This is a genomic window from Streptomyces kaniharaensis (assembly GCF_009569385.1).
In the GTDB taxonomy this organism is placed as follows: domain Bacteria; phylum Actinomycetota; class Actinomycetes; order Streptomycetales; family Streptomycetaceae; genus Kitasatospora; species Kitasatospora kaniharaensis.
Genome location: NZ_WBOF01000002.1, coordinates 404492 through 420007 on the forward strand (window position 1 = coordinate 404492; position 15516 = coordinate 420007).

Below are 15516 nucleotides of genomic sequence, written 5' to 3' on the forward strand. Positions count from 1 at the left end.
GTGAGGTAACCGCGCGCAGGCCGGTCCCGTCACCGGCCCGGGGCGCGCGGTGTCCCTCGGGCCACCGGTCGCTGCCCCGGGGACCCTCGACGGCCCGCGCACCGCCGCCCGGCCACCAGGCCGGGGCGCCCGCAGCTGCCAGCGCGAGCAGGCCCGCGGCGGCCAGCGCCGGGGCCCGCCCGGCGGGCGAGCCGGCGCCGAGCTTGGCGAGCGCCCTGGCCAGCCCGGACTCCCCCCGGGGGCGACGCCGAGATCGCCCTCGGCCGGCCCGGAACCCCACTGCGACCTGCGCATTCGCTCAGGCCGGCGCCTCGACTTTTGGGTCGAGGCGCCGGAGAGTGAGGAAGGCGTGGGCGGCGGTGGTCCGCTCGACTACCCACCGGGTATCGCGGTCTTCGAGCACGGCCAGATCGTCGGTCAGCAGACGATCGCCGCCCGCAACTACGCGATCCTGCGTGAGGTCAACACCGGTTCCTGGATAGGCCTTCGACACCAGGGACGAGGCATCGGCACCGAAATGCGCGCAGCCGTCCTCCACGTGGCAGTCGCAGGGCTGGAAGCAGCCGAGGCAACCTCCGGCGCCTTCGCGGACAACCCGTCATCGTTCCAGGTGTCCAGCAGCCCGGCTACGAGCCAGACGGCATCGAGCACCTCACCGTGCGCGGCCAGGTCACCATCATGCGCCGACTGCGGCTCACCCGCGCGCGGTGGGAGAAACACCAGCAAGCAAGCGTCTCAATCGACGGACTCGACGCCTGTCTGCCGTGCGCGGCCTGACGGACAAGACCGACGAATAACTCGTTCACGCTGCGTCGCGTTCCTCCCGCACCTGGTCAAGCACTTCGTCGCTGCCGGGCGGGCTCGGCATCATCTCGCTTGTTCCGGGTACGTTGCTTTCTTCGAACACATCATCAGGGGGAGCATTGACGGAGCCGTCGTTGGACCTGACCGACCGGTTGGTCAGCGCCGTGATCGCAAGGGACGCCGCCACGGTGCGGGCCTGTCTGGAGCAAGGCGCGGCGCCGGACACCTTGGGCTCCGATGGCTTGCCCCTGCTCTGCACCGCTGTGGCCGGGCTCGATCACCTCACCGCCGAGGTCCTGGTCGACGGGGGCGCCAACCAGGACCGTGAGCTTCCGGACGGCAGCACGCCGCTTGTGCGGGCAGTCGACACCGGCTCCCCCGCGCTGGTCACCGTGGTACTCGGAGATGCTCCTCGGCTCCGTGTGCCCAAAGCTTCGCAACGACAACTGCTCGACCTGGCTCGGCACTGGTACGAGATCGGCGTGGTCGAGGAACTGCGCCGCCGGACCGGAGCTGCCGGCCCGGCCGTCACGCATCGGATCGATGACGCCCACGGCGACACGATCGACGAGGTTTCCCTCGGCGGGCTCACCGTACGGGCCGGACACGGGGCCATCCTCACCCACCTGGAGTGGCGGTTCGGTGTACTACCGCCCCTCGCTGAAGTGATGGCACGCGCCGTCCCGCACGCGGAGGACGGGGACAGTAACTGGTTCGCCGCCTCCTACTATCTGAGCCAGCGCCGGGGCCCACGCATATGGTCCGAGCTCACCGCTCTGCGTCACCATCCCGATCCCACGCACCGTCGTTTCCTGGCGTCGGTTCTGTGGCACCGGGGCTTTCTCGCGACGGCGGACCGCGCATCGGACGTCGCCCGCGATGTCGACTTCCTGGCGTCCTGGGCACAGGACGAGCCCGACGGGCACGTGCTCGCCAACATCCTGGGCGTCTACAACGGTGGGGAGCATCCGGACCAGGAGGCCATCGGCCTGCAGTACACCAACCATCCGGACCCGCGCGTACGCAGCGAGGTGGCGTTCTGTCTGAGCCGGGAGCGGACCGCACGCAGTGAGGCGGCAACGTCCGCATTGCTCGGCATGGTTCGCGATCCCGATCCCAAGGTCCGGGCCGCTGTGGCCCAGGTGTTCGCCCCACGGTTCACGCTCGACAATCAGCTCGCTCCGGCGATCCGGGACGCCCTGCTTCTGCTGCTTCGCGACGACGCCCTCTGGGTACGGCGCCACGCTGCCGAGTCCCTCGCGCTCTCCGATGACCGGACCACCCCCAGTCTGGACGCCTTCCTCACACTCCTCGACGAGGAGGACAAAGACCTGCGCCTGGAGGCGGCCTTCGCGCTCGCCCGCCGCGACGATCCACGGGCCGAGCAGGCGTACCAGCGGATCGGACCGCTCGATGCCTTCTCCGAGCACGACCACCGACTGTTCGCCCTTTGGCGGTACCGCACACGCAACCAACCCGACCGAGTCTGACGAAGCGGAAATTAACGCGAGCCTCGGATGCCGCGGGGGCCGATCACCCGACCCGGTCTGACCGGCTCGTCGCCCGAAACTTCAAGCTCAAGCGGGCGAATCGGGAGATCGCCGGGCACCTGGGAGCTGACGAAAATTTACTACTTGGTCTCTGTGCGCCTCTCCGAGCTCTGGACATGGCCCGCGATCGCGGCGAGTTGGTCGGCTGTGGTCACGGTGATGGCGCCGATGGGGATGGTGTGGTCGAGGGCCTGGAGGACGCGGGTGGCTTCGCGGACGGCGTCGCCGATCAGTGCTTGAGAGGTGCCGAGGAGTGCCGCGAGGGGCGGTTGGGGCATTCTCCAGCGTTTCTTGAGGACGGCGACCAGCAGCCGGTCGGAGGCGGACAGGTAGCGACTGCCGGTGCCCGGCCCGGTCTTCTTGCCCGGGATCATGATGGGAGGGTTCTCGGCGAGGTAGTGGCGGTAGTGCTCCAGGAGGTCTTGCCAGTCGGGTTGATCCATGCCGGTCAGGCTGGGGTGGTGCAGCCAGGCCGGGGCATTGTCACCGACGGGGAAGCGGCCGAACTCCGGTGAGGCTGCCGGGGGTTCGGGGGCGAGCGGCTCGCGACGCAGGGTGTAGTTCCAGGTGCCGTGCCAGGTGTGGACGTCCAGGGGGAGCCGGTCCATGACCCGGTCGGGCACGGTGATGCCAGTGGGGTAGCTGCCGGGATCGAGTTCTGCGTGGACGGTCAGGCCAGTGGTGGTGGTCGCGCCGATGCACGCCGACGACGACCTCGTGGCTGGTCAGCGGGCGGCCTCGCCAGTTGGTTGAGATCCGTGAGAACAGCCGGTGCTCTATCTTGTTCCACTTCGAAGTGCCGGGAGGAAAGTGACAGACCGTCACTGCCAGGCCGGTGGCGTGGGCGAAAAAAGCCGAGGTGCAGTCAACCCGTCAGCGCAACAGGGGCTCCAGCCTATCGGCTGGCGTGTCGAAGTCGAGGGTCTTCCGGGGGCGTGTGTTCAGCTTCAATGCGATCTTGTCGAGGTCGTCCTGGGTCAGGTGTTCCATGCTCGTGCCCTTGGGCATGTACTGACGCAGCAGGCGGTTGGTGTTCTCGTTCGTACCGCGCTGCCATGGGCTTCGCGGGTCGGCGAAGTACACGCTCAGGCCGGTCGCGGCGGTGACGTCCTTGTGGCCGGCCAGCTCCATGCCTCGGTCCCAGGTGAGAGACTTCCTGAGGTCTGCGGGCAGCTCCAGCATCTTGGCGGACAGCCTCGCGGTGACGGTGGCCATGTCCCGCCCGTCGAGCTGGACGAGGACGGTGAAGCGGGTGGAGCGTTCGACGACCGTGGCGATCTGGGTCAGCCCGCGGCCGAGGAGAAGGTCTCCTTCCCAGTGGCCCGGAAGCGCGCGATCATCCGCTTCGGCAGGCCGCTCGCTGATCGAGACTGCGTCCTTGATCTGCGAACGCCATTGCCCCGTAACGGTGTTGTGGATATTGCGGCGCGTCGGACGGCCGGACCTCAGGTGTTTCTGGAGCTCCTTGGCGAGCACGCCGCGGGCCTGGATGAACAGGGACTTGTAGATCGTCTCGTGGCTCACTCGCATCCCCGATCCGGCAGCGTGGACCTTGGCCAGATGACCGGAGATCTGCCCCGGTGACCAGTCCTCGGCAAGCTTCTCAGCCACGAAGTCCCGAAGCTGCGCGTTCGTCGCGAGCAGGCACGGCTGGCGGCGGCGGGCGCGGTCCCAGGCGCGGTCCTCGGCATCAACGGCCCGGTAGCGGGCGGGCCCCTTGTTGCGAGCGATCTCCCGGCTGACGGTCGAGGCGGCCCGACCCAGGGCACGGGCCATCGAGCGGATCGAGTCGCCCCGAGCAAGACCGCGCGAGATCGACTCCCGCTCGGGAAGCGTCAGTTGGCCCGATCTCCGCTGCCGGACCGGTGGCACGTATCCGCCGTTGGACTTGATGATCGTGAAGATCGAGCCTGGTGGCCTGCCCAATGCCCGCGAGATCTCGCTGATCGACTCTCCGGCCTTCCAGCGGTCCCACAACTCTCGCTTCTGTGTGTCCGACATGCCCGGACGCCCCAACCTCGCCATGCGTCACATCCTCCGTCATCTGGGATGTTGCGCTGACGGGTTGACTGCACCAGCTCCTTCTTCCAGGCCCGCACCCGGTAGCCGTTAGCCTCGCGCTTTCACGAGCAGCGCTGTCCGAGGCGTGATCAAAAGAACGAGGAGTGCCGCTGACCTGGGACGATTGGACTTGTCTAGGGTCATGATCGTCATCAAGAAAGCTGCACTCCTCAGGTGAAGAAGCGTAGCGGGTTGTATCCGAGTGTCCGCGTCGAGGGCGATGGTCGCGGGGTGGTCTCGCAGTCCGGCGCCGTGCTGCTGGTCGAGACCGCCCGCAAGGCGGGGCTGGACGCGGCGCTGTCGGCGGCGCTGACGCCGTGGCGCAAGCAGCGGGCGGTTCATGATCCCGGCAAGATCCTTCTGGACGTCGCGCTCGCCGTGGCCCTGGGCGGGGACTGCCTGGCCGATATCGCGATGCTGCGGGCCGAGCCCGCCCTGTTCGGCCCGGTGGCCTCCGACCCGACCGTCTCCCGCCTGGTCGACACCCTGGCCATGGCCGGACCGCGAGCGCTCGCGGCGATCCGCCGGGCCAGGGCCGAAGTCCGCGAGCAGGTCTGGCGGTTGGCCGGCAACGCTGCCCCGGACGCGGGCGGCGAGGTGATCGTGGACATCGACGGGGTCCTGGTCCTGGCGCACTCCGAGAAAGAGCACGCCGCCAAGACCTGGAAGAAGACCTTCGGCCACCACCCGCTGTTCGCGTTCGTCGACCACGGACGCGATGGTTCCGGGGAACCGGTCGCCGGCCTGCTGAGACCGGGCAACGCGGGCAGCAACACCGCCGCCGACCACATCGAAGCGGCCCGTCTGGCGCTGGCCCAGTTGCCGAGGAAGCACCGGCGCGGACGCCGAACGCTGATCCGGACGGACTCCGGCGGGGGCACCCACAAGTTCCTCAACTGGCTCACCACACGCGGCCGATGGCTGTCCTACTCGGTCGGGATGACTATCACCGATGCGATCCACCAGGCCGTGCTCCTGGTCCCGGCCTCGACCTGGACGGCGGCCGTCGAGCCGGACGGCGAGGTCCGTGACGGCGCCTGGGTCGCGGAGCTCGCCGGTGACGTGCTCAAGGGCTGGCCGAAGGGGATGCGGCTGATCGTCCGCAAGGAACGGCCGCACCCCGGAGCCCAGTTGCGCTTCACCGACGCCGACGGAATGCGGCTGACCTGCTTCGCCACCAACACCGCCCACGCCCCGATCGCGCACCTGGAACTGCGGCACCGCCAGCGGGCCCGCGCCGAGGACCGCATCCGCGCCGCCCGTGACACCGGACTGCGCAACCTGCCCCTGCACGACGCCGCCCAGAACCAGGTCTGGCTGGAGATCGTCCAGATCGCGCTCGACCTACTGGCCTGGATGCCGATGCTCGCCCTGACCGGGTCCGCTCGCCGGTGGGAGCCCAAGCGCCTGCGGCTGCGGCTGTTCTCCGCCGCCGCCCAGCTGGTCACCACCGGCCGCCGCTGGCACCTCCGCCTCGCCCGCCACTGGCCCTGGACCGACCTGATCACAGACGCCTTCGCACGCCTGCAAGCCCTGCCGAACCCCGGCTGACCAGCGACAACACCCCGTCCCGACGAGCACCCGCCACTTTCCGGAGCCGTGGAACCCGGCGCCCACCCGACGCGACAGCCGGGCCCTCGCCATACCCGTCGGCAGAACACCCAGCCCAGCCAAGCAGAAACGGCCCGCCAGCCAGGCTGACGAGCCGTCATGCAAGATCGAGGTTAGAGCCGCCCGCGTCGGCGGTGATCAGCAGGCGGGTCGCGCCCGGGTAGCGTGCCCGACCCTCCGCCTCCCACCAGCGGCGCAGGGTCGCGACCGCGAAGGCGGCAGTGTCCCCATCGCAGCCGACCGATACCCACCCGGCATCGGCGTTCAGGTCGTAGATCCCGTAGGGGACAGCCTTTCGGGCGTCCTTCTCGGGATAGTCGTGGGCGCGGACCCGTACCGGCTGTCCGGCCCGGTGCCACTCCCGCCCGGCGACCGCGCAGTGGCCGAGCACCTCGCCAGCAGGGCCGCCACCAGTCCCGGATCACTCTCGCGCAGCCGCTTGCGGCCACCGCCCACGGCCCGGACCCGGTCAGCCGGCTCACCGCCCGCGGCCAGTTCCCGCGCACCGCGCGTCACCGTCGACTCCGCCACCCGCGCGACGCGAGCGACTCGACGAATACCGCCGCAGCCCAACACCTGAGCCGCAGCCCAACACCTGAGCCGCCGCCCCGAGCGCCAGACGCCGCTGCCGCTCATCCAGATGCGGCAGCAGCGCGGCCAGCGCCTCCCCGAGCACAGCCTCAGTCTCCTCCGTCACACCGGGATCCTATGGCCCCAACCACCTGGCCAGAACAATAAGTTATTAATCGTCAGCTCCCTGGCCGCCTCGCAACCCGCAGGAAACCCCCAGTTCATCGGCCTGATCGGAGTTTTGACACCCCTCAGGGGTCGCAGGCATGCCCGCCACCGGCCAGGAAAGCCGAAACGGCCCGCCGGATGAGCCGACGGACCGTCACGAAAGATCGAGGCTAGAAAGCGAGTGAATGTATCACCGCATCAAGAGTTGGTCACCAATTGCAACCTCCGGCCATATCCGAATAAATATTTCACCGGCCATTGAATTCACATCGAAGGAGACCCTGATTGTCGGGCTGCCATTTTCCGATTCAAGTCGGAGAAGAACGGCACCCTCTCGGAATAGATCAACCAGCATTGCCGCCCCTCGGAACCATTGAATCCGAATTGACCTCCCTGGGATGTCGTAGGAAAAAACGATCCTATCGTCATCGCCTGACCGAAGAGTGATAACCCGACTGGAATCGCCAACTTCCGACACGGTCGGCTCCACACCCAGGGCGTCGAGGATCGCAGAATCAGAGGGAACGACGAAACTCTGATATGACATCACCGGCCTCCTCGAGGAATGATGGTGGTAAGGCGAGGTCCATTCTCGGTAATTTGCCAGGTTGACTCTACATGCAGGAATCCACCCGGTCCAGCCAGGAGGCCGTCCCTGACCTCATACTTTCCGTATTGATCGGTCCATTCCTTCAATATGTTGCCGCCGGAGGCAAACTGGCTATTGAAGAAGTCCATCATTATCTGGCGGCCTTCGGGATTGTCATGTATGCCGATGCGTGTCAGCTGCGCCAAATTCTGTGCGGATCTCGGTGCGTTGTGAGTGCCCGAGGTTACTCGACCGAAGAAATAGTCCCACTTTCCAGGATCTACTATGACGCCACAGCCATTGGAGTTATGGACGAGCACCGGCATGTTCCCGGCGAGTACATAATACGTGTGGACGGTGTTGACGGTGAGGTCGTATGCGGGCTGGAGGGTCTTCCAGTGCTGGGTGGCGGTGACCAGCGCGGGCTGGCCGGCGGCCGTGTGCACGGTGTCACCGGTTGTGAGGTCGGAGGCGTTTCGCCAGGCGTGCCGGTTCTCGGCCCAGTACGGGTGGTGGTCGGTGGAGGTGATGGTGGCGGTAGTGCCGTCCGCCGACTTGATGGTGAGGCCGGTGAAGTCTCGGTCGTCGGGAGTGTAAATGGTGGCGTCGACGCGGCGGGAGCTGGTCTCGCCGGACTCGGGGTCGGTTGCCCGCACCTGATCGCCGGCACGGACCCGCTCGATCGGCATGGCTTCTCCGTCGGCCATCAGAACGGGAGTACCAGCCGGGAAGCTGTGAGACCGCTCGCATGCCTCAGCCGCCTCAGCCGCCCGGGCTAGCCGCCGTGCCTTGACCACATCCTCAACGTCCTTGGCTTCCTTTGCTAGTTTTGCGAGTTTTGCCGCTTTTCCGGCCGGGAAGAAGGTGATGGCGACTTCTGCGCAGGCGCTGACGCTCTTCTGATTGATGCATTCTTCGGCGCTGTCAACACCGAGGATGGCCTTGACGACCTTCTTGACGAGCAGGGCCTCGTCTTGGAAATCCTGAAATTGGGATCCCCACTGGGCGAGAAGTCCTGGTACGCCGCCGACGAGTGGAGGTGTCCCGTTCGGTCCGGGTAGCGTGCATTTCCAGGCATCGGCAATCGTGACCGCATTGCAGATTGGCTGACCGCTGCGCTCGCGCTCGTACTCGGCCCTCCAGATTTCTGCCCGGATCTGTGCTTCCAGCTCCTTCGTGAATTCTTCCTCGAGTTTCTTGGTGTCGGCCTGGATGCCCGGATCCTCGGCGTTCAGTTCGGCCTGGCGTTCCTGGATCTGCTTCTCCGCGGTGATGCTCCAGGCTTCGTCGGCGGCCTGCTGGGCAGCTCCGGCGTCCTGTCCCGCCGCGACGGCGGAGGTGTAGGCCTGGTTCGCGGCGTCGCGGGCCGTGTTGGCGGACCGGCGGGCCTGGGCGGCGGAGGCGCGTGCGCGGTTGGCGGAGGCGGTGGCCTTGCCGGCGTCGTGGGCGGCGGCCTGGGAGGCTGTGCGGGCGGTGGTGGCGGACTGGGCGGCGCGGGTGGCGGAGGCTTCGGCGTCCTGGGCGGACTTGCCGGCGTCAGCGGCGAATCCGGCCGCCTGGTCGGCGGAGGCGCGGGCCTGGTTGCGGGCGTTGTCGGCGTCGCCGGAGGCGCCGGCGGCGACGGCCGCGGCCTCGGTGGCCTCCCAGGCGTCCTGCTGGGCCTTGGCCGCGGTCTGGGAGGCCTCGGCGATCAGGCGGCGCATCTGCGCGGCGTGGGCGGTGGCGAGTTGGTCCTTGCGGTCGGCCATGTACTGGCCGGTCTTGAGGAAGGAGCTGACGAGATCGGGCGTGCCGGCGAGTGCGAACTTGGCTGCGGCCTGGACCTCCGGGCCGCCGCTGGCGAGCAGTTGGGTGGCCTGGACGCGTTCGTCGATCTGGCGGGCCGTGTACTGGCCGGTCATCAGGAAGGCGGCGACGGCCTTGGGCGAGCCGTCCCGCAGGGCCTTCTCGCCGGCTTCCTTGACGCTGGTGCCGCCGGTGGCGATCAGCTGATAGGCGCGGACGCGGTTGTCGGTGACCGCGGCCTCGTGCTGGCCGGTGGTGTAGAAGGCCTCGATCTGCTGGGCGTCGCCCTTGAGCGCGGCGGTGGCGGCGGTGCGGACGGCTTCGTCGGGGCTGTCCTGGGCGATCTCCTGCACGTTCTGGCGCATGTCGTCCAGTTCGGCCTTGTGCCGGCCGGTGCGCACCCAGTTCAGGACGGCGTCGTCGGTGCCGGCCAGGGCGACCGTGGCGGCTTCCTGGCTCCAGGGGCCGCCGGTCTTCATGGCCTGGAGTGCGGCCTTGCGGCCCCTGGCGGCGAGTGCTTTCGGGTCCGCGCCGGGACGAGCGGCCTCGGCGGCCAGGGCGGCGGCTTCCTGGTCCTGGGCCCGCCAGTTGGCGAGGAGGGTGCCGATTCCACCGATGGCCTCGTCGTCGGCCCTCTTCGTGTCCCGGGCGGTCTCGACGGCAGCGGCGGTGCGGGCGGTCAGGTCCTCGGCCTCGGTCTTGCGGGCGAGTTCGTAGACGCCGCTGGCGGTCTTCACCGCCTCGCTCGCCGCCGCCGCAGCCGTGCGTGCTTCGCCGGCCTGCCGGGCGGACTCGGCCGCCGAGACGGCGGACTGGCCTGCGTGCTCGGCGGCCTGGTCCGCGGCCGTCGCCGCGTTCTGGGCGTGCGTGGCCGCCGTGTGGGCGGCGTCGCGGGCCTGGAAGGCGGCCTGGGCGGACTGGCCGGCCAGCGTCGCGGACGCCTCCGCGGCCCGGTTGGCCTCGTTCGCCTGGCGGCGGGCCTGTTCGGCCGCGGCCTGCGCACGGTTGGAGCCGGCACCGGCGGCGCTCGCCAGACGGCCGGCCTTCTCCGCCGAACCGGCGGCCGCGTTCGCGTTACCGCTGGCGCTCTTGGCCGCAGCCGAGGCCTCGCCCGCCGCTTGGGAGGCGGTGCCGGCATTGTTCGCGGCGTCCGCAGCCCGCTGGGCGTCGTTCGCGGCGTTGCGTGCTTCTTCGGCTCGCTGGCGGGCCTCGGCGGCCTTGCCCGCGTCCGAGGAGGCGGCGGCGGCGGCCTTGCGGGCGTTGCCCGCCGCGAGGGCTGCGCCACTGGCCGCGCTGGCGGCCTGCGCCGCGGCGCTGGAGGCGATGCGGGAGGCCTGGTTGGCGGCACCGGCGGCGGCGACCGCCTGCTGGGCGGCGGTCGCCGCGCCCTGGGCCGCATCGGCCGCGCGCGTGGCGGCTTCCGTGGCGCGGGTCAGGTCCTGGCCGGCTGCCTCGGTCTCCTTCGCCGCGGTCTCCGCGGATTCCTTGGCCTGCTGTGACGCGTCGACTGCGCGCGCGGACGCGGCCTTGGCGGCGTCCTTGGCGGCCTGCGCCTGGGCGCCGGCCTGTTCGGCCTGGTCGGCCAGCTGGGAGATCGTGGCGCGTTCCTGGTCCCGGGCGCGGGCGACGAACTGGCCGATGTTCAGGAACTCGGCGATGTCGGAGGGCGTGCCGCGCAGAGCGACCTTGGCGGCTTCCTTCATGGCCGGGCCGCCGGAGCCGAGGAGCTGCATCGTTCGTGCGCGGTTGTCGACCTCGAGGGCGTCGTACTGGCCCTGCTCGAGGAACTTCTTCACGTCCTCGGGCGTGCCCTTGAGCGCGGCGGTGGCCTGCTCCCTGACGCTCACGCCGCCGGTGGCGACGAGCTGGAAGGCCTCGACCCGCCGGTCCTGCTCCAGCGGGGTCCGCCAGCCGTCCCTGAGGAAGGCGCGCAGGTCGTCCGTGGAACCCTTCAGCGCCTTGGTGGCGGCCTCGCGCACCCCGGGCCCGCCGAGGCTGAACATCTGGAACGCCGACACCCGGTCGTCGTGGTACTCGGCGTCGTCCCTCTCGACCTCGAGGAAGCGCTTGACGTCCTCGTCCGAGCCAGTCAGCGCGGCCTCGGCAGCCGCCTTCACACCGGGACCACCGGTAGTCCAGAGGCCAACGACATAGCCGCGGTCAGTCAGTCCGGCTAGGTCTGAGTCATGGTCAGAGGAGGCTGCGAACGCGGGTGTTGCACTGAGCATGCTGGTGGCGAGGGCCACCGGCAGCAGGACCGCGCATGCACGACGCAACCCCGCTATCCGGCTTCCCGGGGGCCGCTTCCTCCCGGCGCCTCCCGGCGCTCCCGAGGAGCGCGAGGGGTGTTTCACAAGACATTCCTCTCCTGGGGCATGCGTCAGCACGCGTCCTGGATCCACCTGGCGCCCCGGCACCGCACCCGGAGGCGCGGGGGACACTCGCGAGGTGGGATCCGGTCGCGGCAAATGCCCATGTCACCGCATGCCACAACCTGATACTGCACGAGCCGGCGATTGGTTCGCGGGCGAGTTAATGCTGCTATCTTACGCACGCCTAATCGTGAGTAATAATCATGTAGTCACCCAGCAAACCATAGTGACGTAGCATCAAGAAGAAGGATCCCAACCATGCTGATATCCCGCTCCCGGACGGCAGTCCTGGCCTGCGCCGTCGGCGCCCTGACCGCAGCAGGCATCGGACTCACATCCCTCACGGCCGCGCAGGCCGCCCCCGGTGCGGACTCGGCGGACATTGCCATGCCCTCCGCCGTCGAGGACTTCCAGTACCCCGGGGCCGACCGCATCCTCAAAGAACGGAAGATCTCACTGAAGCAGGGCGACGGGCACATCCGCCTCAAGGAGGGCCCGGACAACAGCGTGCCGACCGACTGCCAGGCGTCGAACGAGATCTTCATCGAGTCCCGACTCGACAAGCGCGGCTACTGCTTCACCGTCTCCGGCACGAGCGGCTACCTCGCCATGGAACTGCCGGACGTCTACGGCATCTGGACCGAGGAACGCGCCGTCAGCGCCAGGCTCGTCGCGGGCGGCGAGGAGAAGAAGGTCGACGTCAGCCCGAACTCAACCGCGCCCGTCGGTGAAAGCCTGCCCGGCGGAAAGCGCTCCGTCCTCGTCGAACTGCGCGTCACTGGCTGATCCCCTACGAACCTCTAAGTATCGTCTCTCTCATTCTCCCAAGGACTGAACTCTTGCCTGGCACCACTCCACGCTCATCGTGGAAGGCGGTACTCCTCACCCCCGCAATAGCGGCCGGTGCACTCACGGTCTCGCCGGCCAGCGCCACGACCGGCGAGATAGCCGGCGACGGTGCGTACGCGTCCATCTACAACCGCGACGCCGACTACAACGCCGGCAGGTGGACCCCCTGGGGCGAGGTCGCCGGCGGCGCCACCAACGCCAAGGCCATCACCGCCACCACCACCAGCTGACCCAGTCAATGCGCCCTGCCCCCGGGGCCGGGGCGCCAACTCTCACGCGTTCCAGGAAGAAACTAACCAATGCTATTCACCTCGCGGCCGGCACGGACGGGCAGCCTGACTGCCGTTCTCGCCGCTGGCGCACTCACCACCTTCGCCTCCGTCCCGGCCGGCGCCGCCGTCGGTGACAGCGTGCCGAACGGCACGTACGCGTTCACCACCAAGCTGGACATCGGCGGCCAGCGCTCGTGCACCGGTTCGCTGGTGGACCCGTACTGGGTGCTGACGGCGAGCAGCTGTTTCGCCGACGACCCGGCGCAGCCGCAGGCGCTGCAGGCCGGTGCGCCGAAGCTGAAGACGGTCGCGACGGTTGGACGCACCGACCTGACGACCAACGCCGGGTTCACGTCCGAGGTGACCCAGCTGGTGCCTCGTGCCGACCGCGACCTGGTGCTGGTGAAGCTCGCCCAGCCGGCCCAGGGCATCCCCACCGTCAAGGTGGGCGCCGCGCCGACCGCCGGTGAGACCCTCACCGTGGCCGGCTACGGCCGCACCAAGGACGAGTGGGTGCCGAACACGCTGCACAGCGCCTCGTTCACCGTGCAGTCCTCGACCGCCACCACCGTCGCCGTCACCGGCAAGACGGCCGGCAAGGACGCGATCTGCAAGGGTGACACCGGCGGTCCGGCGCTGCGCGCCACGGCGGGCGGCGCCGTGGAGCTGGCGGGCGTCAACAGCCTGTCCTGGCAGGGTGGTTGCCTCGGTTCCGGCGCGGAGACCCGGACCGGCGCGGTGGAGACCCGGGTGGACGACCTGGCGAGCTGGGTGTTCGACACCCGGCTGCACACGGCCTCGCTGAAGAACAACTACAGCGGCCTGTGCGCCTACGTGCCGTGGCAGACGCCGCAGGACATGGCCAACCTGGTCCAGGTCGGCTGCGACCGCCAGTACGTCGACCAGATCTGGGACCTCCAGAAGGTCGACGGCGGCTACTCGCTGCGCAACGTCAAGTCCAACAAGTGCGCCTACGTGCCGTGGCAGACGCCGAACAACGGCGCCGAGGTGGTCCAGATCTTCTGCGACCCGCAGTACGCCGACCAGGTGTGGAAGCTGGAGCCGGTGAACGGCGGCGGCTACCAGCTGCGCAACGTCAAGAGCAACAAGTGCATGATCGGCTGGTCGCCGGAGGCGGCAGCCGGCCAGAAGCTGACCCAGTTCGACTGCATCCCGGAGTACGCGGACCAGGTCTGGACGATCTGACTGTAAGTCACCACCGAGCGGCGTCCGACAGTCCCAGGTTGGACGCCGCTCCGCTTGTCGTGGGCCTCAGTTACGCGCCGGTCACCTGCTGGGACCAGCTGATGAGGGTGACGCCCGGGTTGCTCCGGTGAAGGACGCCACCGGCTCGAACGGCTCCGAACCCGACCTGTAGCCGTCACGTGACGCCTCCACCTCACAGATCCCGGCCACCAGGGTGCTGCACAACGAGCCGGCCCACACCTGGCGGCGGGCAATCCAGCGGTTCTTCCAGGAGGCCGAACGCGGCGACGTCCTCCTGCTCCACCTCCCCTGCCACGGGCGCAAGGATAACCGCAACCGGCTCTATTTCGTCGCCCGCGACAGCGAGTTCGACATGGTCGAGGCCACCTCGGTGAGCGCCGAATTCCTCGCCGACTGCATGGACCTGAGCCGCAGCCCGCGCTGCCTGGAGAAGCTCGCCGCGTACCTGGAGCAGGGGCCGGCCGCGCACGGCTGGATGGAGGACCGGGTGTGGACCGCGGCGAGGGTGGCCACGCTGATCGGTCGGAAGTTCCAGGTGTTCTACAGCGTCTCGGGTGCCACGAGCTGATGCACCGGCTCGGCTTCAGCCCGCAGGTTCCCGCGCGGCGGGTCGCCGAGCGCGACGAGCAGTCCGTCGCCGCGTGGAAGGAGCCTCATGAAGCGGTGAGCGGCGACCGGGGAAGCCCTCGGCGGCGCCTACTTCTCGTGCTCGGACGGCCTCATCGTCCGCGACGCCGGCATCAGCAATATGACCCCAGGTCCTTGTCGGCCTGGTGGAGTCCGGCGACTTCACGCACATCCTTCAACGCATCGACGAATGACCGCAGCCCCGGTCCACGATGAGCTGATTCTGAACCACCAGTGAGCTGCCCTGGCCGAGCCTGGGACATCCATCCTGAGGACACGATGCTCTCCGAATACCAATGACGTCGTCGGCCTCGGCGTCGTCAATCTCGGCCCACCGGATCCCGGTCGCGCTGCGGGGTACCCAGGGCGGATGGCCACGCTCCAGGGCGGGCAGCGGCCGGGATTCCGGTGCCTTGTGGTGCGAGCAGCCCGCGATCACGAGGTCGCCGATCACGCCGCTCTCACCACCCGGAAGCCGATGCCGGGCGAGATGAGCTCGGCGGGGGCGGCGTTCAAGAACGTGCATCTGGCGTACAGCGGGAGCGAGTTGTAGGAGCCGCCCCGGATCGCGAAGCCGTCGCCGATCGTGGCCGACGACGTCCACTCCCAGCAGTTGCCCGCCATGTCCCACAGACCGTCCGGGGTTCGCCCGTCGGGGTGGGAGTTCACGGGGGTGAGCCGTCCGCGTGTGCCACGCAGGTTCGCCCGCGTTTGGTCCGGGTCCTCGCCGCCCCACGGGTACGGACGGCGCTCGGCCCCGGAGGCCGCCTACTCCCACTCCTTCGACAGCGGCAGCCGTCCGCCCAGGTCGGCCGCGATCCGGGCCGCCTGCGCATGGGCCACTGCGACCAGTGGCCGGTGATCCGGCCCGAGCCCGAGCTGGAAGGGCGTCAGCGGTGCGGCCGTCCACTCGAGGTCGGCCACCTTCACCGGTTTCCGGCGGTCGCCGAACAGGCACGTCCCGCCCGCCACCGGCACCCAGGCGAGCAAGCGTCCGGTGCTGCCCGCAGCTCGGGCCCTCGGCGCACGCC

Annotated in this window: 9 protein-coding genes and 4 pseudogenes; 6 read left to right on the plus strand and 7 right to left on the minus strand. The window is 69.1% G+C overall.

What is annotated here, in order from left to right:
- Positions 1-298: 298 nt before the first annotated feature.
- The gene (locus tag F7Q99_RS29360; RefSeq protein WP_153466958.1) at positions 299-538 is read right to left on the minus strand and encodes a hypothetical protein; all 240 of its coding nucleotides are present in this window, start codon (positions 536-538) and stop codon (positions 299-301) included.
- A gap of 400 nt (positions 539-938) precedes the next feature.
- On the opposite strand from F7Q99_RS29360, the gene F7Q99_RS29365 reads away from it, so the two are divergent.
- Complete coding sequence (locus tag F7Q99_RS29365) at positions 939-2294, plus strand: HEAT repeat domain-containing protein (protein ID WP_230210982.1); 1356 nt, start codon at positions 939-941, stop codon at positions 2292-2294.
- Positions 2295-2434: 140 nt separating this feature from the next.
- On the opposite strand, the pseudogene F7Q99_RS41755 reads toward F7Q99_RS29365, so the two are convergent.
- Together F7Q99_RS41755 and F7Q99_RS29380 are read right to left on the minus strand one after the other, a co-directional pair.
- A pseudogene (locus tag F7Q99_RS41755) lies at positions 2435-3209 on the minus strand (ISAzo13-like element transposase-related protein); the annotation flags it as partial.
- 18 nt (positions 3210-3227) lie between these two features.
- Entirely contained in the window at positions 3228-4379 is a 1152-nt protein-coding gene (locus F7Q99_RS29380) for an IS30 family transposase (RefSeq protein ID WP_153466961.1), read from the minus strand.
- Between the two features lie 210 nt (positions 4380-4589).
- Between F7Q99_RS29380 and F7Q99_RS29385 the strand changes: the two genes are divergently transcribed.
- Entirely contained in the window at positions 4590-5966 is a 1377-nt protein-coding gene (locus tag F7Q99_RS29385; RefSeq protein WP_326846949.1) for an IS1380 family transposase, read from the plus strand.
- Positions 5967-6138: 172 nt separating this feature from the next.
- Here the strand turns inward: F7Q99_RS29385 and F7Q99_RS29390 are convergent.
- Together F7Q99_RS29390 and F7Q99_RS29395 are read right to left on the minus strand one after the other, a co-directional pair.
- Positions 6139-6723 (minus strand): annotated as a pseudogene (locus F7Q99_RS29390) (ISAzo13-like element transposase-related protein); the annotation flags it as partial.
- 587 nt (positions 6724-7310) lie between these two features.
- Complete coding sequence (locus F7Q99_RS29395) at positions 7311-11366, minus strand: polymorphic toxin-type HINT domain-containing protein (protein ID WP_230211065.1); 4056 nt, start codon at positions 11364-11366, stop codon at positions 7311-7313.
- Positions 11367-11768: 402 nt separating this feature from the next.
- On the opposite strand from F7Q99_RS29395, the gene F7Q99_RS29400 reads away from it, so the two are divergent.
- The 4 genes and pseudogenes from F7Q99_RS29400 to F7Q99_RS43885 form a co-directional block, all read left to right on the plus strand.
- Positions 11769-12296, plus strand: coding sequence for a hypothetical protein (locus F7Q99_RS29400; protein ID WP_230210983.1), 528 nt, complete (start codon positions 11769-11771; stop codon positions 12294-12296).
- Between the two features lie 53 nt (positions 12297-12349).
- Positions 12350-12589, plus strand: a complete 240-nt coding sequence (locus tag F7Q99_RS29405; RefSeq protein WP_153466963.1) for a hypothetical protein — start codon at positions 12350-12352, stop codon at positions 12587-12589.
- A 69-nt stretch (positions 12590-12658) separates the two neighbouring features.
- The gene (locus tag F7Q99_RS29410; protein ID WP_153466964.1) at positions 12659-13837 is read left to right on the plus strand and encodes a trypsin-like serine protease; all 1179 of its coding nucleotides are present in this window, start codon (positions 12659-12661) and stop codon (positions 13835-13837) included.
- Positions 13838-14270: 433 nt separating this feature from the next.
- Positions 14271-14509: pseudogene (locus F7Q99_RS43885) on the plus strand (helix-turn-helix domain-containing protein); the annotation flags it as partial.
- 426 nt (positions 14510-14935) lie between these two features.
- On the opposite strand, the pseudogene F7Q99_RS41770 reads toward F7Q99_RS43885, so the two are convergent.
- Together F7Q99_RS41770 and F7Q99_RS41775 are read right to left on the minus strand one after the other, a co-directional pair.
- Positions 14936-15241: pseudogene (locus F7Q99_RS41770) on the minus strand (formylglycine-generating enzyme family protein); the annotation flags it as partial.
- A 12-nt stretch (positions 15242-15253) separates the two neighbouring features.
- Positions 15254-15475 (minus strand): hypothetical protein, encoded by a 222-nt coding sequence (locus F7Q99_RS41775; RefSeq protein ID WP_230210985.1) that lies wholly within the window; start codon positions 15473-15475, stop codon positions 15254-15256.
- Between the last annotated feature and the right edge of the window lie 41 nt (positions 15476-15516).